This is a genomic window from Flavobacterium azizsancarii (assembly GCF_027980145.1).
GTDB classification, from domain to species: domain Bacteria; phylum Bacteroidota; class Bacteroidia; order Flavobacteriales; family Flavobacteriaceae; genus Flavobacterium; species Flavobacterium azizsancarii.
In genome coordinates, this window is sequence record NZ_JAMZNK010000006.1 from 74,072 (window position 1) to 95,433 (window position 21,362).

Here is a 21,362-nt window from a genome sequence, read left to right on the forward strand (position 1 = left end):
AGGTGCTAAGGCACGAAGATTTTTAATAAACTTTGGTTTAAACAATGGAATTGAAATGTTTCTAAATTAAAATTTAATGTGCTTCCATTTTTCCTGAATCGCATTTATCTTCTGCTGAAGTTTTGCTAAGAATTTCTGGTGTTGTTCTGATTCCGGATTGAAGCTTCTGTGACGCAAACTTTTTTGTATTTCTGAAACCTCTTGCATCGTTGAAATACTATTTTCAGAAATATAGTTTTCACTGAATTTCTGCCAGATATAATCGATTGCTACTTGATTGGGATGTAACATATCTTCGGTATAAAAACGATAGTCCCGCAGTTCGTCCATCATGATTTCGTAGGACGGGAAGTATTCAATTCCCGAAAGACTTCGACTTTGCTCAGGATGACAATCGTTTAAAATAGAATGAACCGCCGCAAACAAATGTGATTTACTTAATTGATTTTCAGCAAAACCATCTTTGATATGACGAACGGGAGAAACAGTAAATATAAAATTGATTTTAGGATTTAACGTCTTAATAAAATCAACTGTATTTTGAATACTTTGCTCAATTACATTTACCGATAATAATTGTTTCGTAAATTGCTTTTGCGGTACTTTATGGCAATTGGCTACAAACTCATCGCTTTCTATGTTTCTGTAAATCCAGGAAGTTCCGTACGTGATAATAATGTGCGTGGCTTCTTTTAAGTATTTAGAGGTTTCTGAAATAGCCTTATTCAAAGTTTCCAATAATTCCTGTCGATCTGAATTACTTAAATCCGAATGTACTTCATAACTATGCCAGCGCTCATTATAAAAGAAAACATCTTTCTCTGTATAAAATTCTTCCTTAATAATCCTGCTGATTATCTTCTCGATCGAAACCGGATTAAAAATAATCCCAAACGGATTTGTCTGGTTTTGAAATTTAAAATAATCGAATTTCTCCGCCATATTTTCAGCAAAACAGGAACCAATAGAAATGATCTTCGAGTTATAATCGATTGGACTATTGGTTTTAGAAATTGGTATTTGCGTTCTGAATTGCATGACTTTTTTATTCAAAAATACAGTTTAAAACTCATTTAAAGATCTAAAAAAATCCCCAACATCAATTATTGATGATTGGGGATTTATTATTGTATTAAAAGCTAATTAATAAGCAATCTCTAATTTAAAAGAGTTTTTAGCATCTCCAGAGAATATTTCAGTTGCAAAATTATTAGCATTGTATTTATTGGTATTCGTTACTGTTACTGTTCCAATAACTTTTCCTGAAGCATCAGTTTCTACAGTAACATTTTTAACTGTATTATTTGCTGAATAAAAATCAAAATTATCATCTAAATCCAACAAAAGTTTAGCTCCTGTAATATTGGTAAAAGGGTTTTTCTTGTCATCAAATGTACTTGTACTTTTTTCCCTTACAGCATCGATAAACTCAGTAGAAATTATATTTCCATTTGCAAAAGTATAAAGTCTTGTTGTATCATATTTAACTTCCTGTCTGTTGATTATCTCAGAATAATTTGCGTTAACAGTACCGTTTGCATTGTAAACAAAAGTTAGTTTTTGTGGAGGAGTAGAACTGAAAGCACTCGTAGTAAGTTTAGAAACTAATTTTCCAGCTTCGTACGTATATACATCTGTAGATTGTAACTCACTTGATTTGAACTCCTCAACTTTAGTGATTACTTCTCCTGTATACGTATAAACAAATTTAGAAGCATCTGAAAGAGAAATTTGCTTTAATTTATTTCCGTCGTAAGTAAACGTAAAATCAAGACTTCCTGACTTTCCATTTTCAACAGTTGTTTCAACAATTTTTTTAGGTAATAATGTTTCAGATGCAACATCTGTCGAATCGTCACTAGAACAAGAAGAAATCAGCACCATAGATAAAGCACTAAAAAGACATAAAATTTTTTTCATTTTTATTTGTTAAATTTGTTATTGCGGCAAACTTAATACAACCAAAAATCAAAACCTTACGGCATCCCACATTCAAACTAAAAAAATACAGCATGCAACCCCACTACTTACTAAAGCATTAATAAAGAATAACATAAGCAAACAATTACCTTAGTAATAAAATTTAACCAAAAATAATCCCATTTAAATACCTGATTGTTTTCTTCGTTTTTTTTATAACGCCAGTGTTAAAAAATATATTTTATAAAAAATTAAGACACTCAAGACTAAAAAAACACGCCGCTAATTTCAACTGTAAAAAAATTTAGTTTTTTAATAACTAAAAGCAACTTTACAAAGCCAAACTATTCACTACTTTTGCATCTTCAATAAATTTAAACTCACACATGAAATTATTATATTCTTATATAATCAAACACAAAATGCTCTTGCTTTTTGCGTTGATTATGGCTTCTATAAACATTTGTTTCAGCTTATCAGACTCAATTATTACCGGTAAATTAATGCAGGATTGCGGTGTTGGTTTGCATAAATATGAAGGAAATGAAATAGGTTTTTTAAAATCTTTATCCTTCTGGCTGGGGCTTTCCCTTGGTGCTGCAATGATCTCAAGAATTACCAAAAACTTTCAGGATTACTTTACCAATGTCGTAATTCAGCGTACCGGAGCTCAAATGTATACTGACGGAATCAAAAAATCGCTTGATTTACCTTATGCCGAATTCGAAGATCAGCGAAGCGGTGAAACTTTAAGTAAATTGACGAAAGTACGCTCTGATTCTGAAAAATTAATTACGCTTTCGATCTCTTTGATTTTTCAAACCATTATCGGATTTATATTTGTAATCGTTTACGTTGCCCGAATCGATTACCGTATTTCACTAATCTTTTTGGTTACGGCTCCCATTATTGCTTTAATCAGTTCGTATTTAGGTAAAAAAATAAAAATCGTTTCCAGAAAAATTGTCAATCAAACCAATGCTTTGGCTGGTTCTACAACCGAGAGCTTGAGAAATATTGAATTGGTAAAAAGTCTTGGATTAACGTATCAGGAAGAAAAACGTCTGAACTTAAACACTTTTAAAATTCTGCAATTAGAGTTAGAAAAAATTCGTTTTATCAGAAGCTTGAGTTTTATTCAGGGAACAACCGTTCACTTTTTAAGAACTTGTGTTGTCTTTACGTTGTATTATTTCTTGTTTGGACATAAAATTATCGTGGGTGATTTATTGACCATGGTATTTTTTACTTTCTTCATTTTTGGACCATTACAAGAATTAGGAAATTTCATTATTGCATTGAATGAGACTAAAGTTTCAATGGAAAATTTTAAGGTTTTATTAAGCGCACCAAAAGAGTTTCGCCCAAAAAGTCCGAAACATGTTGGAGCAATAAGGTCTTTACTTTTTACCAATGTAAGTTTTCAGCATAAAACTGCAAAATTCAAAGCGGTAGAAAATATTAATTTCGAAATTAAACAAGGTGAAACCGTTGCTTTTGTTGGTCCGTCAGGTTCCGGAAAAACAACTTTAGTAAAACTATTAGTCGGATTGTATACTCCTGCCGAAGGGCAGGTTCTTTATAATGATATTGATTCTACAGAAATTGACTTGTTAGATTTACGAAAACAATTGGGGTTTGTAACTCAGGATGCTCAATTATTCTCAGGAACAATTCGTGAAAATTTACTGTTTGTAAGACCTAATGCTACTGATGAAGATTTGTATGATGCTCTTAAAAAAGCGAGTTGCGAAAAATTATTGCAACGTGCCGAAGATGGTTTAAATACAACAATTGGCGAAGGCGGAATTAAAGTTTCCGGTGGTGAAAAACAACGTTTATCAATCGCCAGAGCTATTTTAAGAAATCCTAATCTATTGATTTTTGATGAGGCTACTTCTGCATTAGATTCTATTACTGAAGAAGAGATCAATGCTACGATTAGAAATATCTCCGACCAAAACAGAATAACGGTTTTAATTGCGCACAGATTGTCTACTGTATTGCATGCCGACAAAATATTTGTCTTGGAACAAGGTAAAATTATCGAATCCGGTAAACATGAAGAACTGATTGTTGAAAAAGGTTTGTATTACGCTATGTGGCGTCAGCAAATTGGGGAAAGAAAATAGCTTTTTTTAAGGTTCTGAGCTGCTAAGGCGCTAAGTTGCTAAGTTTTTTTTCAGATAGTGTCCAGCTTTAGCTGAATGGAACAAAAAAGTTTAAAATTGAAGGGCTTTAGCCAGACTGTTACGTTTGGCTAAAGCCCTTTCTTTTATTAAGACAACCAATTACACGTAACTATTTATCATTTCGTTTTCTAGATAAAACTAAATCTTTTTTCAGGAGCTAATCCCGCTTTCCGTTTCCATATTTTGTGGCGAACCCCGCCACAAAAGGATTTTCTCTTCTATCGGGGCTAGGCCAATCATTTTCATAAGAATGTTTTCGTTTAGTATGTCATTTTAATTGTTTAACCTATGGTAAAAAATTGAATTTATATGCAAAACCCGACAGGTTTTAAAAACCTGTCGGGTTCGCTTTTTAGATCTTATAAAAAACTTAGAACCTTAGCAACTAAGCTTCTTAGTAACTTTTCTTTACTTCACAAAATCAACTGCGTGAGACAAAGCCTCAGCAATTCCTGCAGCATTTTTACCTTTTCCGGATGCGAAGAAAGGCTGACCTCCTCCATTTCCTTCAATATATTTTCCTAATTCTTTGATAACAGCATTTGCATTTAGGCTTCTGCTTGCTACTAAATCCTTAGAGATATAACAATGAATATTTGGCAAACCGTCTTCTATAGAAGCTAAAAACACAAAAGAATCTGCTTTTGAAGCTCCTAAAACAGAAGCTAATTCTTTAGTCGATGCCATGCTTAAATCTACTTGTTTTGCAAGGAAATTGATTCCGTTTACTTCCTGGAAATCTTTCTCTAAATCAGATTTTAAAGCATTTACTTTTTCTTTAAGCAATTGCTCAATTTGCTTTTTCAATTTAGCATTATCATCTTGTAAAGAAGCCACTGATTTTAAAATATCCTGTGGATTTTTTAATGTTTCTTTTATTTCAGCTAAGGTATTCTCCTGATTTTTATAGAAGTCTTTTACAGCATCACCTGTAATTGCTTCAATACGACGAATTCCAGCCGCTACTGCGCCTTCAGAAATGATTTTGAAATGCCAGATTTCTGCTGTGTTTTTCACGTGAATTCCACCGCAAAGTTCTTTACTGTCACCAAATTCAATCATACGGACATTATCTCCGTATTTCTCTCCAAATAAAGCCATTGCACCTTTATCTAATGCTTCTTTAATCGGAATATTTCTGTGTTCTACTAATTGCAATTGTGCTTCGATTTGCGCATTTACACTTGCTTCAACCTGACGTAATTCTTCGTCTGAAACTTTAGAAAAATGCGAAAAGTCAAAACGCAAATAGTTAGGATTTACCAATGAACCTTTTTGCTCTACGTGAGTTCCAAGAAGGTTTCTCAAAGCTAAATGCATTAAATGCGTAGCTGAGTGATTTTTAGAAGTTGAACTTCTTAAATCGGTATTTACTTTTGCTGTAAAACCAGCTTCAATATTTTCAGGCAATTGTTTTGCAAAATGCAAAATCAAATTGTTCTCTTTCTTCGTATCAATGATTTCGATCGTTTCGTTTGCAGAAACTAACGTTCCTTTATCACCCACCTGTCCTCCTCCTTCTGGATAAAATGGTGTATTGTCTAAAACAATTTGGTATAAAATTCCGTCTTTTTTAGAATCTACTTTACGAATTCTCGTGATTTTGACGTCGTTTTCTACTTTGTCATATCCAACAAACGTTTCTACATTTCCTGGAATCAAAACAGTCCAGTCTTCTGTTGAAACTTCTGATGCTGCACGTGAACGTGCTTTTTGCTTCTGCATCGATGCATCAAATTCTGCTTCGTTAAGAGACATTCCTTTTTCTTTCAGGATCAATGCTGTTAAATCTTTCGGAAAACCAAAAGTATCATACAATTCAAATGCTTTTGCTCCAGAAACTTCAGAACCTTTGGTTTGTGCAATTACATTGTCTAACAATTGTAATCCCTGATCTAAAGTTCTTAAGAAAGAAGTTTCTTCTTCGCGAATTACATTCGTAACCAATTGTTGCTGTAATTTAATCTCAGGAAAAAATTCTCCCATTTGGTTTGCCAGAACTTCTACCAATTTATTGATAAAAGGTTCTTTCGTATCCAAGAACGTAAATCCGTAACGAATGGCACGACGCAAGATTCTACGTATTACATAACCTGCTCCTGTGTTTGATGGTAATTGTCCGTCGGCAATTGCAAAAGCAACCGCACGTACGTGATCTACTACAACACGAATCGCAATATTCGTTTTGTTTTGTTCTTCACTGATGTTTTTAATTTCATTAGATGTATATGTAAAACCTGTAATTTGTTCTACTTTCTCGATAAGCGGTGTAAAAACATCGGTATCATAATTTGATGTTTTTCCTTGCAAAGCCATACACAAACGTTCGAATCCCATACCGGTATCTACGTGTTGTGCAGGAAGTTTTTCAAGAGAACCATCAGCTTTACGGTTGAATTCCATGAATACATTATTCCAGATTTCAACTACCTGAGGATGATCGTTATTTACCAAACTTTTACCTGAAACTTGTGCTTTTTCTTCTGCTGAACGTAAATCAACGTGAATTTCAGAACAAGGTCCGCATGGCCCCTGATCTCCCATTTCCCAGAAATTATCTTTTTTGTTTCCAAGGATAATTCTGTCTTCCTCGATTAATGTTTTCCAGATATCCCAAGCTTCCTGATCAAAAGGAACATTCTCTTCTTTGCTCCCTTCAAAAACAGAAACATAAATATTCTCTTTCGGGATTTTATAAACTTCTGTCAACAATTTCCATGAAAAATTAATCGCTTCTCTTTTAAAATAATCACCAAACGACCAGTTCCCCAACATTTCGAACATAGTATGGTGATACGTATCAATTCCTACCTCTTCAAGATCATTTTGCTTACCGGCTACACGAAGACATTTTTGCGTATCGGCTATTCGTTTACTTTTTGGAGTTGAATTTCCTAAAAAATATTCTTTGAACTGGGCCATTCCCGAGTTGTTGAACATTAAGGTTGGATCGTCTTTAAGCACAATAGGAGCCGACGGAACGATTAAGTGCCCGTTGCTTTTAAAAAAATCTAAAAATTGTTTACGTACGTCTTGTGATTTCATGTTATAATTAGAAATGTAATAATGTGATAATTTGATAATGTGTCAATTAGATAATTTAGTTCATCTGAAAATATATTAATGTATTTTTTAAATTAGAAATTTATCATTCTAAACAATAAATTTCACTTTAAAGACATTATCTAATTATCAGATTGACACATTACCTAATTCTATTTTATTCTTGAAAAAAGCTTCGAACATCTGAAACATTTATTAAATTTGTTCTACTAACTTATTTTACAAGCTGCAAAAATAGGGTATTTTAAAATATGGCGAAAGTAAAATATTATTACGACTCAGAAAATCTGGCTTATACAAAAATAAAGACCAGAAAAAGAATCAAATTTGGCTATGCATTATTGTTTTTGCTGGCTTCGGCATTGTTTGGTTTTTTAGTTTTTGTTCTCTTATTGAATACTCCTTATTTTGAAACACCAAAGGATCGTTTACAGGCTCGTGAAATCGAGAATCTGAAATTGCAATATTCAATTTTAAATAAAAAACTGGATGAAATCGACGATGTAACTGAGGCATTAGAAAATAGGGACAATAATATTTACAGGGTTTATTTTAATAAAACTGAAATTCCCGATTCTATCCGAAAAGCAGGCTTTAAAGATTCTAAACGTTATAGAGACCTAGAAGGCTACAACAACTCACAATTGGTTTTAAATACGACAAAACGCATTGACAGATTATCAAAAGAATTAGCCATTCAATCGAAATCATTAGATGAAATTTTGAAACTGGCGAGTACAAAAGGCAATTTATTATTGGCAATTCCGGCGATTCAGCCTGTTCGTAACGAAAACCTTAAGCGAATGGCTTCAGGATTTGGATATCGCACTGATCCTTTTACAAAAGTGAGGAAAATGCATAACGGAATGGATTTTACAGCCAACACAGGCACTCCTGTTTATGCCACTGGCGATGGTGTTGTAGAAAGAGCAGATAATTCGGCTTCAGGATTTGGAAACCACGTCGTCATCAGGCATGGTTTTGGATACGAAAGTTTGTACGCCCATTTAAGCAAATACAATTGCAGGGCCGGACAACATGTCAAACGTGGTGATGTTATTGGATATGTGGGAAGTACCGGCAGATCTGAAGGTCCGCATTGCCATTATGAAGTACATAAAGACGGAAAAGTCGTAAATCCGCTGAACTTTTATTACGGCAATATATCGGCAGCAGAATATGTGGCAATTTCACAAATGGCAAATCAGGAAAACCAATCATTAGATTAATCCTCCAAAAAGTTGTATTTTTGGAATAAAAACAGAAAATTACAAATCATGCATATTGAGCTTTCAAAAGATAAAAGATATTATAGTATTGGCGAAGTTGCCAAAGCTTTTAATGTCAATGCATCATTGATTCGATTTTGGGATAGTGAATTTGATATTTTAAAACCAAAAAAGAATGCCAAAGGCAACAGAATGTTTACTCCGGATGATATTACCAACCTGCAATTAATTTATCATTTGGTAAAAGAAAGAGGTTTTACACTTGATGGCGCCAGAACACACCTGAAAGAAGGACAAAAGAAAACATTAGATAAGTTCGAAATAATACGTAAATTAGAGACCATAAAAACACAATTAAACGATATTAAGAACGAATTATAGTATATTTATTAAATAAATCAAAAACAAACTTAAATTAAAACAGATATGAAAAAATGGTTAATCCCCGTAGGAATTATTATAGCGCTAATTGCTATTATTGCTTTTTGGTCAATTGGAATTAAAAATACTGGTTTGCAAAAAAATCAAGCAGTTAATAAAGAATGGGGAAATGTAAGTACTACTTACCAAAGAAGAAATGACCTTATTGGAAATTTAGTTAACACAGTAAAAGGTGCTGCAGATTTCGAAAAATCAACATTGACAGCTGTAATTGAGGCTCGTGCAAAAGCTACTTCGGTAACAATCGATCCAAGCAATGTAACTCCAGAGCAATTGGCTCAATACAACCAGGCTCAAAGTGGGGTATCCTCTTCTTTATCAAGATTGTTAGTTTCTGTTGAACAATACCCAACATTAAAAGCGAATGAAAACTTCCTTAAATTACAGGATGAATTGGCTAGTACAGAAAATCAAATTTTAACGGCCAGAACACGTTTCAACGAAGCTGTACAAGATTATAATGGTTATATTCTTGCTATCCCGAACAAATGGTTCTTAGATTACAAAGAAAAACCATATTTCGAAGCTGTTGCAGGTGCTGATAAACCAGTTGAAGTAAAATTCTAAAAAAGAATTTTACATTTTAGGTAAATCTAAAATCAACAAACTAAACTCTAAAATAACTCCAATGTCAAAAGTAGAAGATTTTTTATCCAAAGAAGAAGAACAACATATTGTTGATGCTATTTGCGTGGCTGAAAAAAACACTTCTGGCGAGATTAGGGTACATATAGAACAAACAACTTCTAAAGTTCCTTTTGATAGGGCTTTAGAAGTTTTTCACGAATTAAAAATGAATGAAACCCAACTAAAAAACGGGGTTTTATTTTACTTTGCTGTAGCAGATAAAACATTTGCAATTTGTGGAGACAAAGGTATTCATGATGTTGTTGCATCAGATTTTTGGGACTGCACCAAAGAGACCATGATTGCCCAATTTAAGTTAGGAAACTACAAGCAAGGTATTGTTGATGGCATTCTGAACGCCGGCGAACAATTAAAAAAATACTTTCCTTCGTTTGAAGGGGACACTAACGAATTATCAAACGAAATCTCAAAAGGATAAATAATGAAAATTTCCACAAACAAAATATCTCATTCAAAAGGACTTTTTCAATTTACCTTTTTGTTAATCGCTTTTTTTACCACCAATTGTATTTTTGCACAATTTACAATTCCGGAAAAACCAAGTTTTCAGACTTCAGTTTATGATTATGCGAATGTTTTAAGCGCATCTGAAAAGGCACAATTAGAAGAAAAACTAATTCGTTATTCTGATTCTACCACAACACAAATTGTAGTTATTACAATCGAAAGTTTAAAAGGAGAAGATGTTAGCCAACTAGCTACAAAATGGGGACAAACCTGGGGAATTGGAGGAACTAAGCAAGATGATAATGGTGTAATTATTTTATTGGCTAAGGCCGAAAAGAAAATAGCCATTAATCCGGGATATGGAGTTGAAGATCGTTTGACTGCAGGAATTGGTGGAACAATAATCAGAAATATTATTATTCCGGAATTCAAAGCAGGCAGTTTTTATAATGGTCTTGACAAAGGAACAGATGCCATAATTGATGTTTTTAAAGGCAAATTCAAGGGAGAACGCAAACAGGCAAAAGGAAATGATTTTCCGATACTGCCATTCATTGTTATTGTTGTAATTGTATTAATTTTGCTGTCCCGAAATAAAGGCGGCGGTGGAAATTCAGGCAATAACAGCGGTGGAGGTCCAAGTTTACTCGATGTTATCCTTCTAAGCAGTCTTGGAAGAAGCAGCGGTGGCGGATTTGGAGGAGGTTTTGGTGGCGGATCATCCGGTGGCGGAGGTGGCTTTGGCGGAGGTTTTGGCGGAGGTGGTTTCTCCGGCGGAGGTTCCAGCGGAGGCTGGTAAAGTCTTTAGTTTCAAGTTTTTTTAGTTTCAGGTTTTAAGTTGATACTAATAAAATTTAGTTTAAATTTATCATTCATAATTTACAATTTATAATTCAAAATAGATGTTATCACATAAAGCAAAATACGCCCTTAAGGCCTTACTTTATTTAGCAGAACAGGACGAAAATCACATTTCCAGAACGATAGAAATTGCTGATGGCGCCAATATTCCTAAAAAGTTTTTAGAACAGATTTTATTAGATCTAAAACGAGGACGTTTTGTGAGTAGTAAGCAAGGAAAATTTGGCGGATATTATCTGATACGCTCCAAAAATGATATTACTTTGGCAGAAATTCATCGTTTATTCGACGGTGCAATTGCGCTTTTACCATGTGCTTCGTTAAACTTTTACGAACCATGCTCAGATTGCAAAACTGAGGAAGAATGTAGCCTAAGACACGGCTTAATGATCATTCGAGACGAAACTCTTAAAGCGATGCAAGGCATCACAATCGCCTCACTTGTAAAGAAATAAAAAAATATTTCCTAATTCCTAGTAAATCTATAGAATTTACATATATTTGCAAAAAAATCAACTAACCAATTTACAAATTTTAACCAATATGAAAGTAAATTACAATCGATCGGGTGTGTCAAAAAATCTTTTGCAAAAAAACCAAAATAGTCAATTCAAGACTGTAAAAAACAATTCTTCTATGATGTGTATGTGCTGGTAAAAAAAATTTAATTTAAATTCTACTAATCACATATAACTAATATAAAAATGAAAAATTCTATAAAAAATATACTTACACTATTATCTGTTTTTACTTTCTCTATTTCATTTGCACAAAACATTGAAGGCGTTGTTAAAACAAGTGAAAACGTTCCATTAGAAGCCGTCAACGTTGTTATAAAAGGAACAACTTCTAACACAACTACAGATCCTAGCGGAAAATTTAGCCTTGATACAAAAGGAAGACTTCCTATCACTATTTTAGTTCAATATGTAGGCTATAAAACTACTGAGATTGAACTTGTTGATTTACCTACTACTCCATTACAAGTAACGCTTAAAGAAGAAAACGAACTTATAGAAGTTGTTGTATCTTCCAGACGCCGAATAGAAAAAGTTCAGGATGTACCAATTGCAATATCAGTTATTACTGGAAAACAAGCGGAGCAAACAGGAGCTTTTAACGTTAACCGTATTAAAGAATTAGTTCCTTCTGTACAGTTATATTCATCAAATCCCAGAAATACAGGAATCAACATTCGTAGCCTTGGTTCTCCTTTTGGACTTACTAATGATGGTATCGATCCCGGAGTTGGTTTTTATGTTGATGGTGTATATTATGCACGTCCCGCTGCTACGACTTTAGATTTTATCGATATCGAGCAAATCGAAGTATTACGCGGACCACAAGGATCTTTGTTTGGTAAAAACACCACCTCCGGAGCTTTTAACATTACAACGCGTAAACCAAGTTTTACTTCAGGAGCTGATTTTGAAGTGAGTTACGGAAATTATGCCTTTCTACAAGCTAAAGCATCTGTTACAGGAGCTTTAGGAAAAAAATTAGCAGGTCGTTTATCCTTTTCAGGAACACAACGTGACGGTCTTATTGACAATGTTGCTACAGGAAGACCTACAAATACTTTAAACAATCAGGGGATTAGAGGTCAGTTACTTTGGACTCCAACTGTAAATACCAATATTATATTTGCCGGAGATATCACAACGCAACGCCCTGACGGATATGCACAAGTTGTTGCCGGTGTTGCTCCTACTCAAAGAGCTGCTTATCGCCAGTTTGATGCTATTATTAAAGATTTAAATTATCAACTACCAAGCTTAAATGCTTTTGACCGTAAAATTGACCACGATACTCCATGGCGTTCAGGACAAGATATGGGAGGTTTATCTCTTAATATTGACACAAAAATTGGATCTGGAACTCTTACTTCAACTACAGCTTGGCGTTTTTGGAACTGGGATCCATCAAATGACAGAGATTTTACGGGATTACAGGTATTGGCAAAATCACAAAACCCAACAAGACAAACACAATTTACACAAGAAGTACGTTACGCAGGTCAGTTAACCTCTAAAGTAAGCGGTGTTGTAGGGGTATTTTTTATAGATCAGACATCTCAAACAAATGGTACTGAAGAATCTGGGAACGCTCAATGGAGATTTGCACAAAGTTCAACAAGTCCCTTATGGAAAACTCCCGGTCTTTTTGAAGGATACGGAATCAAAACTGATGCAAATATCAGAGCATCGAGTGCGGCAGTATTTGGCCAAATTGATTGGGCAATTACAGAACGTTTACACGTATTGCCAGGTTTAAGATATAATTTCGATAAAAAAGATGCTCGTTATGCTCGTACAACATACGGAGGTCTTCAAACTACAGATCCGGCATTACTTGCTTTGAAAAAATCTGTTTACTCTGATCAGGCTTTTAATTCAAGTACTGATAATACAGATTTCTCTGGAAATATAACAGTATCTTTTAAAGCTTCTGACAAAATCAATGCTTACGCAACTTATGCAAAAAGTTACAAACCGGTTGGTGTAAATGTAGCTGGACTTCCAACTGATTCAAAAGGTTTACCATTACTTGATCTTGCAGTAATTAAGCCTGAAAAAGTAAATCATTATGAAATTGGGGTAAAAACATCTCCTTTTAGAAATTCAGTTTTCAACCTGACATTCTTTAATACTGACATCAAAGATTTTCAAACAAACGTTCAGGCTGCTGAATTAGGTGTAAACCGCGGGTATCTTGCCAATGCAGATAAAGTACGTGTGAGAGGTGCTGAACTTGATGCAAGTTTTGTAATAAGCCAACACTTAACAATCAATGGTGCTGCAACTTATACTGATGGTAAATACATCAAATTTACAAATGCACCACTTCCGTTAGAAGAAACTGGAGCTGCTGTAGCCTTCAAAGATGTTTCAGGAACTGAATTACCGGGTGCTTCAAAATGGGCAGGATCTCTAGGCGGAGAATTATCCGATAATGCTAAATTCTTTGGAAACGCAGGAAAAATATTCCTTGGTTTAGATTCTTATGCTCGTTCTGAATTTTCGTCAAGCCCATCGGCTTCAAAATATTTAGTAGTTCCGGGTTATGCCATTTTTAATGCTCGTTTAGGTTTCCGCGCTTCTCAAGGTTTATCTGTTCATTTCTGGGGACGTAACCTTTTGAATAAAGATTACTACGAACAATTATTACCTGCTGGTGGAAACACAGGTCAATATGCGGGTGTAATTGGTGATCAAAGAACTTACGGAGTAACATTGAAATATTCATTGTAACACAGTTAGTTTTAATCATATTAAACGAGATAGGTTTTTAAATCTATCTCGTTTTTTTTATGCAATCAAATATGCTAAATCACAAAATAAAATTTAAAACAAGTTTTATTGTTTAGTAGTTATATCTCGATTTGTATATATTCGCAGCCTGAATTGATACAAATTGAATGAAAGTTCTTAGATTGCTACTATTACTTGTTTTAATAAATCCTTTTTTATCAGCACAAAGTCTAAAAAAGACGGACCAGCAAACCTTAACCTGGATACGATATTACAACATTTTACCCATAACCGAAAAATGGGCTATTCACCCTGAGTTTGACAACAGAAGTTTCGTTAATCCTCTTCACGAAAATTTATTTGTTATAAGAGCTCAGGGAAGATATCGAATTCATAAAAATATAGATTTAGGCAGCGGCCTGGCTTATTTTAATGTCAATACGCAAGATCCTCATGTTGATCCTGACTTTGCTGTACCGGAATACAGAATCCAACAAGATGTCACTTTTATTAATGATATTGCTAAAATTACTTTCCACAATCGTTTTCAGCTTGAAGAACGGTTTATTCAAAAAGCAACTAAAACAGCATTACTCGATGACTTTTCTTTTGCTTACCGATTTAGATACAGATTACAATCGACATTTGATCTTTGGAAAAAAGATAAACAAAGTTTAAAAGCTACCATTTCTGACGAAATCATGTTTAATTTCGGAAAAGACAACAAAAGAAATACTTTCGACCAAAATCGAATTTATGCAGCATTACGATATCATTTCAACCCTAATATAGCTTTGGAATTAGGGTATTTAAAAAGCTTCCAAAGGCGTTCCAGTGGGGTCGATTTTTACGATCGTGATATTATCCGTTTTACGGTTTATCATAGAATTAATCGGAAACCAAGGATTTAGAACAGAAAACTCTAAATAAAATCTCAGTATAAAAATTCCAAATTCCAATAAAAAAACTTCCGATAAAATCCTTATATCTTTTCTAAAGAGAATTCACGATTAAAAATTTTAAAAATTGATGTAAAATCTATTCCATCCGCAAAAATCCGTAGGCATAAAAAAAGACGCACTGCTGTGCGCCTCTACATAAAACCATTGAAACTTTGAACCTTTGTTCCTTTCTCTACTCCATTCTCTGTCTTTTCTTTCCTCCTTTTTTCAGCGCCTGCAAAATTTCCAATTTTATAACTTAGAGAAAACATTACGTAACGTTTCAAAACTGTATTTTCTTCATCACGAATCGAGGTTGCCGAAATCGTTCTTGTTGCACTTAAATTTTGATTCAGAACATCGTAAACTTTTACTTTGGCATAGATTTTTTTATCAAAAAAGCCATAAGACAAACTTGTATTCCACAGATAGAAATCTTTCTTGAAGTTGCTCGAAATATTAGAATTATAAGTATATCCAAAATCATTCCCGAAGATTAAATTTGCCGGCCAATAACTTGTGGTTTGCAGATTAATTCTGTGTACAACATTCGAGCTGGCATCTCTTGAAGAATTTTCATAATCGGTTTGATTGTATGATAAACTATACGATGGCGAAATAATAAGTAAATCTCCATACTCATACGTCATATTTACTTTTGGTGTAATGGCGGTTGATTTTGCATTGTATAAAACAGCATTTGTAAAACCTTTATCAAATGAATAACTACCATTTAATCCAAAACCATATCTTACAACATGAGCATCCCATTTGATCGATTGATTCCAGTTTCCTCCAATCGAAGCAATATAAGTACCGGATATATTTACGTAAGTAGTCGTTCTTTTTCCGCTATCGTCATAGATTGAAGTCGAAACCACGTCGTTGTTGTAATAATCTCCTTTTATGTAAAGGCTATAACCTGAACGTGTACGGAAATCATAATTTCTAAAACTAAAATTCGCACTATTTTTTTCGATAGGATTCAAATCCGGATTTCCCGTAATTGTATTTAATGGATTGGTTAAATTTAAAACCGGCATTAACTGAACTGCTGACGGAAGTGCGTTCGAATAATCATATCTGAATGACAGATTCTTTGAACGGCTAAACTTATACCTAATCTGAAAATCACCATATGGCAAAGCATATTTTTTATTCAGATCGGTCGCATTGTTAAGGTATAAAGAGTGATTGTCGAAGGCTACAATTGCTGTTCTCGAATTCAGGTTGACAGTAAATTTACTCTTCTGCCAAGTAATACCAACTTTGGGACTGAATGAATTTTGCTTTGACGTAGTATAATTTGTCAAAGATTCGTTTAGATTACTATACGATTGTGATGCAGCATCAAAATCGTATGTTTTCATATCTTTCATTTCGCTTTTCCAGTCAAAATCAGAACCGAACCTTATTCTTAATGAATCAGTAACGGGTTCCGTATATTCAAACTCAAGAGAATAAACATCTGAATTACTTATGTTTTTACTTTGCTGATTTCTATCGTCATTTGGTTTGCCGTCCTGATAAAAAATAGTTTGAGAAAGATTGAGTGCCTCAGCATCTGTCTTGGCATTATTATTATCAAATACAATACTAAAATTACGGGACTTTTTCTTAAACGCTTTATTGAAATTAATCGTGTTCCCAAAGGTTGTATTGGTACTTTCTGAATAATTTTTTGCATTACTTTCATTCAAAGCATCTCCGTTTTCATCTTCAGAAGAACTGGAGGATGTTGAATTACCATTCGTACGGGATTGATTGACTTTTGGCACGATCACCAATCGGGTTGTTGGATTTATTTTATATTCTAATTCAAAATTTACGTTGTTTCCGGTACTTTCGTTTCTTGTTTTAGAATCAGCCGAAGTAGCAATATTGCCGCTTGGTAAAAAACTAACCTGATCCGATTTACTTTCGTTATTATTAACTGAATTCGAAAAATTATAACTTCCCATCGCTGCTAAACTTTTAGACCAGTCATCAGAATAATTCAGCCCTATAAGGTTCGATTGCGTGATTCCTTTGCCACTTCCTGAGCTTCCGCTGCTGCCTTTGCTGTTTCTCCCGCCTCCCATATTATCAAACACCTCATCCATCGCAAAACCGGTAGAATTAATATTATTTGAAGAAGCGAGAACGCTAATTTTTTGCTTATTATTAAAGAAGTTCAAAAGAAGACTGCTTTCATAACGATCATCAGATCCATATCCGCCCAGAATTTTACCAAAGTAACCTTTGTTTTTCTTTTCGTCAATAGTGATATTAATACTCGAAAAATCCGAAGTCGATTCTTGTTTAGATAGTTCTTCTTTCTTTGTTTTAAAATCAGAAACCTGAATTTTTTTGATGATTTCTGCCGGTAGGTTTTTCAAAGCAATGGCACCATCTTTATCAAAAAATGTCTTTCCGTTTACTAATACCTGATTAACTTCCCGCCCGTTTACAGTAATTTTTCCATCAGTACCTACATCAAATCCCGGTAATTGTTTTAGCAAAGTCTCCACATTCGAGTCTGGTCGCACTTTATAAGAACCCGCATTAAACTCGAGCGTATCTTTTTTGATTGTAATTGGCGGTGCTTCGCTTTTTATAACCACATTATCTAAAGCATTTGCAGCCTCAAGTAAATACAATTTACCAAAGTCTTTACTTTCCAAAAGTCCTTTCTCTTCTTCAAAATATGGTTGATATCCCATATAATTTACCTTTAGAAAAATAGGTTTATCATATTTTTTTGTTTTAATAGTAAAAGATCCGTTTTTATCCGTTGTAGCATATTCGATTACTGTAGAATCTTTTACTGTTGTAAAATAAACAGTCGCTAACTCGAGTGGCAATTGTGTATTGATATCAACAACAGTTCCTTTAAGAACAATATCATTCTGAGCACTTGCCGAATAACAAAAAAGAGAAAAAATCAGGAAATAATAAATTTTGGTCATAAATTGGTTAGTTAGAAACAGTAAGACTCAAAAAGAGCTAAAAGGTTTAATTGTATTTTTAACATTTATTCAAATAGTATGCCATTTAGTATGAATATCATCAATTCGAATAAAAACAAGGCGTAAAAAAAGTCCCTTGTGAGGACTTATTTATTTTATTTTTCTCTGATATAAATATCGATTGGTACTCCTGAAAAGTCCCAGTTTTCTCTAATCTTATTTTCGAGATATCTTTTATACGGTTCTTTAACGTACTGTGGCATGTTTGCAAAAAACACAAACTGAGGCGTTAAAGTTGGTAACTGCATGCAATATTTAATTTTTACATATTTACCTTTTGTTGCAGGCGGCGGATAAGCTTCGATCACCTTCAACATAAATTCATTGAATTTAGAAGTTGGGATTCTTTGCTTTCTATTTTCAAAAACCTGAACTGTAGCTTCTAATGCTTTCAATAAACGCTGTTTCGTTAAAGCCGAAACGAACAAAATTGGCACATCTGTAAAAGGCATTAATTCTTCTCTAATTTTTGCTTCGTAATCACGTGTAGACATGGTATCTTTTTCGACCAAATCCCATTTGTTTACTAAGATTACAACACCTTTACGGTTTTTCTCTGCCAGCCAGAAAATACTCTGATCCTGACCTTCAAACCCACGGGTAGCATCGATAATCAAGATACAAATATCTGCATGCTCAATCGCACGAACAGAACGCATTACTGAGTAAAACTCCAAATCTTCCTTTACCTTCGCTTTACGACGGATTCCCGCAGTATCTACCAGGTTAAATTCAAAACCAAAACGGTCAAATTTAGTATCAATTGCATCACGGGTTGTTCCTGCAATATCAGTTACCATAAAACGTTCTTTACCAATTAATGCATTGATAAAACTTGATTTTCCTGCATTAGGACGTCCTACAACAGCAAAACGAGGTAAAACAACTTCTTCCTGAACTGGTTCTGGTTTTACAGGAAATGAGTCAATTAGAGCATCTAATAAATCTCCAGTTCCACTTCCTGAAATACTTGCAAACGTGTAATACTCCCCTAAACCAAGGTTATAAAATTCAATTGCATCTTTCTCACGCATGGCATTATCTACCTTGTTTACCGCTAATAAAACCGGCTTAGTCACTTTACGCAACAAACGGGCAACAACGTCATCCATTGGTGTAATACCTTCCTCAACATCAACTACAAAAATAATAACATCAGCTTCGTCGATCGCTAATTCTACTTGTTTACGGATTTCACCTTCAAAAACGTCATCAGACCCGCGAACGTATCCACCGGTATCAATGACAGAAAACTCTTTTCCGTTCCACTCGCTTTTACCGTAGTTTCTATCTCTGGTAACTCCAGAAACTGAATCTACAATAGCTTCTCTTCTTTGTATCAGCCTATTAAAAAGGGTTGATTTCCCTACATTAGGTCTTCCTACTATCGCAACAATGTTATTCATTTTTGTAAATTTTAGATTTTAGATTTCAGAATTTAAATTCTAGTTTCCTAGAATCCTATCTCTTACAAATCCAAAATGCTTTATTTTAATTTTTTGCAAAGGTAGTCTTTTTTTACTTTCTAGTTCACTGTTTTAAGCATTCAGTGAAAATGTCTGAAAATTACCACCTAAAAATCAAAAAAGAATCACTTTTTTGATATATTAGCTTTAACTTATACAGCTAATCACTTCATTATCTACTTTATGGACACCAATAACGATATCCGTCTACGTCTGCGTTTTTACAAAGAGGTCGATCAAAACATAGATTCCCTGCTTCAGAAATTCAACTATTTTACCACCAAAAACTCGCCTGATTTCATCCTGAAAATAAAAGGGTATCATATTTGGATCGATATAAAAAGCTCTAAAAAGGAATATTGGTCGCCACATTTACATCTCGAAATGGAATCAAGAGGCAAAAATCAAAGTCACATTCGTGGTTTATTTGGACCTGATCCTAATTTATGGACATTTTTTATGTTTCTGCACTTTATGATCGCAGGAACATTTATCATTTTTTGCGGAATCGCCTATACTCATTACGTCCTAAAAACACCAGTGTAAACTGATCTTATTATACTATCCTTGATGGTGATCGCCTGGATTTTGCTTTATTTTATCGCTAAGCAAATTCGGAAAAATGGCGAAAAACAAATGAATGAAATCGAAAAAGTATTTTTAGAAATCTTAGGATCTTAAACAGATAAAGAAACTTAACGATTTTTATGAATTACAAGAATTATATTTTTTTGAGGAGCTATTCCAGCTCTGCATTTCAACTCCTCGCAAAAAAAATTGTTCTAATGCATTTGCAAAGCTTCCGTTGGTCGCTTTGCAAATACAAGAACAATAATATTTTTATACTGCGGGGTTTTTATTTCGATCCGGGCTAAAAAAAACAGAATGATTTCTTAATAACTTTCAGATCTAAAAACTATTTGATCTCTTATTGATTATAACCAAAACGTTTCAACATATTGGCGTTACTTCTCCAGTTTTTGTTCACTTTTACAACCAGTTCAATATGAATTTGTTTTCCGAAGAATTTCTCTAAATCAGCACGAGCTTCAGTACCTACTTTTTTAAGAGCTGCACCTTTATGTCCAATAATGATTCCTTTTTGAGTTTCGCGTTCTACCATAATGATCGAACGGATTCTGATTATATTTTCATCTTCAAAAAATTCTTCTGTTACGATTTCAACTGCATATGGAATCTCTTTGCTGTAATTCAACAAGATTTTCTCACGAATTGTTTCGTTTACGAAAAAACGTTCCGGTTTGTCTGTTAATTGATCTTTTGGATAATATGCCGGTGATTCTGGTAACAACTCAATTATTCTCCCAAAAACTTCCGGTACATTAAAATTCTGTAAAGCCGAGATTGGGAAAATTTCAGCATTTGGTACTTTTGCTGTCCAGAATGCTACTTGCTCTTCTAATTGTTCCTGATTTGAATTGTCGATTTTATTCAACAACAACAAAACCGGAATTTTAGCATGAATGATTTTATTAAAGAAAGCTTCGTCTTTTAGATCCTGCTCTCCTATTTCGACCATATAAACCAGAATATCAGCATCCTCAAAAGCTGATTTTACAAAGTTCATCATCGATTCCTGCATTTCATAAGCGGGTTTGATGATTCCGGGAGTATCCGATAATATAAGTTGAAAATCTTCGCCATTCACGATCCCTAGAATACGGTGACGAGTTGTTTGTGCTTTTGATGTAATGATTGATAATCTTTCTCCAACAAAGGCGTTCATCAATGTTGATTTTCCAACGTTTGGATTCCCGATGATGTTTACAAAACCTGCTTTATGTGACATTTGTGTATTATTTAATTTGCAAAGGTAGTCATATCAACTCAATACAGAAAATAAAACATTTTTTAAAGTTTTCGTTGGATTTCTC

General features: G+C 33.9%; 16 protein-coding genes. 10 read left to right on the forward strand and 6 right to left on the reverse strand.

Going from position 1 to position 21,362, the window contains the following annotated elements; translation table 11 throughout:
* Positions 1 to 66: 66 nt before the first annotated feature.
* Both NJT12_RS05770 and NJT12_RS05775 read right to left on the reverse strand, forming a co-directional pair.
* A complete protein-coding gene (locus tag NJT12_RS05770) occupies positions 67 to 1,038 on the reverse strand; it encodes a GSCFA domain-containing protein (RefSeq protein ID WP_271335009.1) in 972 nt (323 codons plus the stop codon).
* A gap of 105 nt (positions 1,039 to 1,143) precedes the next feature.
* A complete protein-coding gene (locus NJT12_RS05775) occupies positions 1,144 to 1,920 on the reverse strand; it encodes a hypothetical protein (RefSeq protein ID WP_271334937.1) in 777 nt (258 codons plus the stop codon).
* A gap of 386 nt (positions 1,921 to 2,306) precedes the next feature.
* Between NJT12_RS05775 and NJT12_RS05780 the strand changes: the two genes are divergently transcribed.
* A complete protein-coding gene (locus NJT12_RS05780) occupies positions 2,307 to 4,052 on the forward strand; it encodes an ABC transporter ATP-binding protein (protein ID WP_271334938.1) in 1,746 nt (581 codons plus the stop codon).
* Between the two features lie 468 nt (positions 4,053 to 4,520).
* Here the strand turns inward: NJT12_RS05780 and alaS are convergent, their stop codons facing one another.
* Complete coding sequence (alaS, locus tag NJT12_RS05785; RefSeq protein ID WP_271334939.1) at positions 4,521 to 7,157, reverse strand: alanine--tRNA ligase; 2,637 nt, start codon at positions 7,155 to 7,157, stop codon at positions 4,521 to 4,523.
* 269 nt (positions 7,158 to 7,426) lie between these two features.
* On the opposite strand from alaS, the gene NJT12_RS05790 reads away from it, so the two are divergent.
* The 8 genes from NJT12_RS05790 to NJT12_RS05825 all read left to right on the forward strand — a co-directional run bounded on the left by NJT12_RS05790 (position 7,427) and on the right by NJT12_RS05825 (position 14,963).
* Positions 7,427 to 8,404 (forward strand): M23 family metallopeptidase, encoded by a 978-nt coding sequence (locus NJT12_RS05790; RefSeq protein WP_271334940.1) that lies wholly within the window; start codon positions 7,427 to 7,429, stop codon positions 8,402 to 8,404.
* 48 nt (positions 8,405 to 8,452) lie between these two features.
* Entirely contained in the window at positions 8,453 to 8,785 is a 333-nt protein-coding gene (locus NJT12_RS05795) for a MerR family transcriptional regulator (RefSeq protein WP_271334941.1), read from the forward strand.
* 45 nt (positions 8,786 to 8,830) lie between these two features.
* Complete coding sequence (locus NJT12_RS05800; RefSeq protein ID WP_110837347.1) at positions 8,831 to 9,412, forward strand: LemA family protein; 582 nt, start codon at positions 8,831 to 8,833, stop codon at positions 9,410 to 9,412.
* A gap of 61 nt (positions 9,413 to 9,473) precedes the next feature.
* Positions 9,474 to 9,911: a TPM domain-containing protein gene (locus tag NJT12_RS05805; RefSeq protein WP_271334942.1), complete on the forward strand. Its 438-nt coding sequence runs from the start codon at positions 9,474 to 9,476 to the stop codon at positions 9,909 to 9,911.
* A 3-nt stretch (positions 9,912 to 9,914) separates the two neighbouring features.
* Entirely contained in the window at positions 9,915 to 10,739 is an 825-nt protein-coding gene (locus NJT12_RS05810) for a TPM domain-containing protein (protein WP_271334943.1), read from the forward strand.
* Between the two features lie 103 nt (positions 10,740 to 10,842).
* Positions 10,843 to 11,256, forward strand: a complete 414-nt coding sequence (locus NJT12_RS05815; protein WP_041517419.1) for an RrF2 family transcriptional regulator — start codon at positions 10,843 to 10,845, stop codon at positions 11,254 to 11,256.
* A gap of 249 nt (positions 11,257 to 11,505) precedes the next feature.
* Positions 11,506 to 14,052 (forward strand): TonB-dependent receptor, encoded by a 2,547-nt coding sequence (locus tag NJT12_RS05820; protein WP_271334944.1) that lies wholly within the window; start codon positions 11,506 to 11,508, stop codon positions 14,050 to 14,052.
* Between the two features lie 167 nt (positions 14,053 to 14,219).
* The gene (locus NJT12_RS05825) at positions 14,220 to 14,963 is read left to right on the forward strand and encodes a DUF2490 domain-containing protein (protein ID WP_271334945.1); all 744 of its coding nucleotides are present in this window, start codon (positions 14,220 to 14,222) and stop codon (positions 14,961 to 14,963) included.
* A gap of 182 nt (positions 14,964 to 15,145) precedes the next feature.
* Here NJT12_RS05825 and NJT12_RS05830 read toward each other — a convergent pair whose 3' ends face one another.
* Positions 15,146 to 17,941, reverse strand: coding sequence for an outer membrane beta-barrel protein (locus NJT12_RS05830; protein WP_271334946.1), 2,796 nt, complete (start codon positions 17,939 to 17,941; stop codon positions 15,146 to 15,148).
* Between the two features lie 155 nt (positions 17,942 to 18,096).
* Positions 18,097 to 19,407 carry a ribosome biogenesis GTPase Der gene (der, locus tag NJT12_RS05835; RefSeq protein WP_271334947.1) on the reverse strand — a complete coding sequence of 437 codons (1,311 nt, stop codon included), beginning with the start codon at positions 19,405 to 19,407 and terminating at the stop codon, positions 18,097 to 18,099.
* A gap of 243 nt (positions 19,408 to 19,650) precedes the next feature.
* Between der and NJT12_RS05840 the strand changes: the two genes are divergently transcribed.
* Positions 19,651 to 20,013, forward strand: coding sequence for a GTP-binding protein (locus NJT12_RS05840; protein WP_271334948.1), 363 nt, complete (start codon positions 19,651 to 19,653; stop codon positions 20,011 to 20,013).
* A gap of 382 nt (positions 20,014 to 20,395) precedes the next feature.
* On the opposite strand, the gene era is transcribed toward NJT12_RS05840, so the two are convergent.
* Complete coding sequence (gene era / locus NJT12_RS05845) at positions 20,396 to 21,277, reverse strand: GTPase Era (protein ID WP_041517423.1); 882 nt, start codon at positions 21,275 to 21,277, stop codon at positions 20,396 to 20,398.
* Positions 21,278 to 21,362 lie beyond the last annotated feature (85 nt).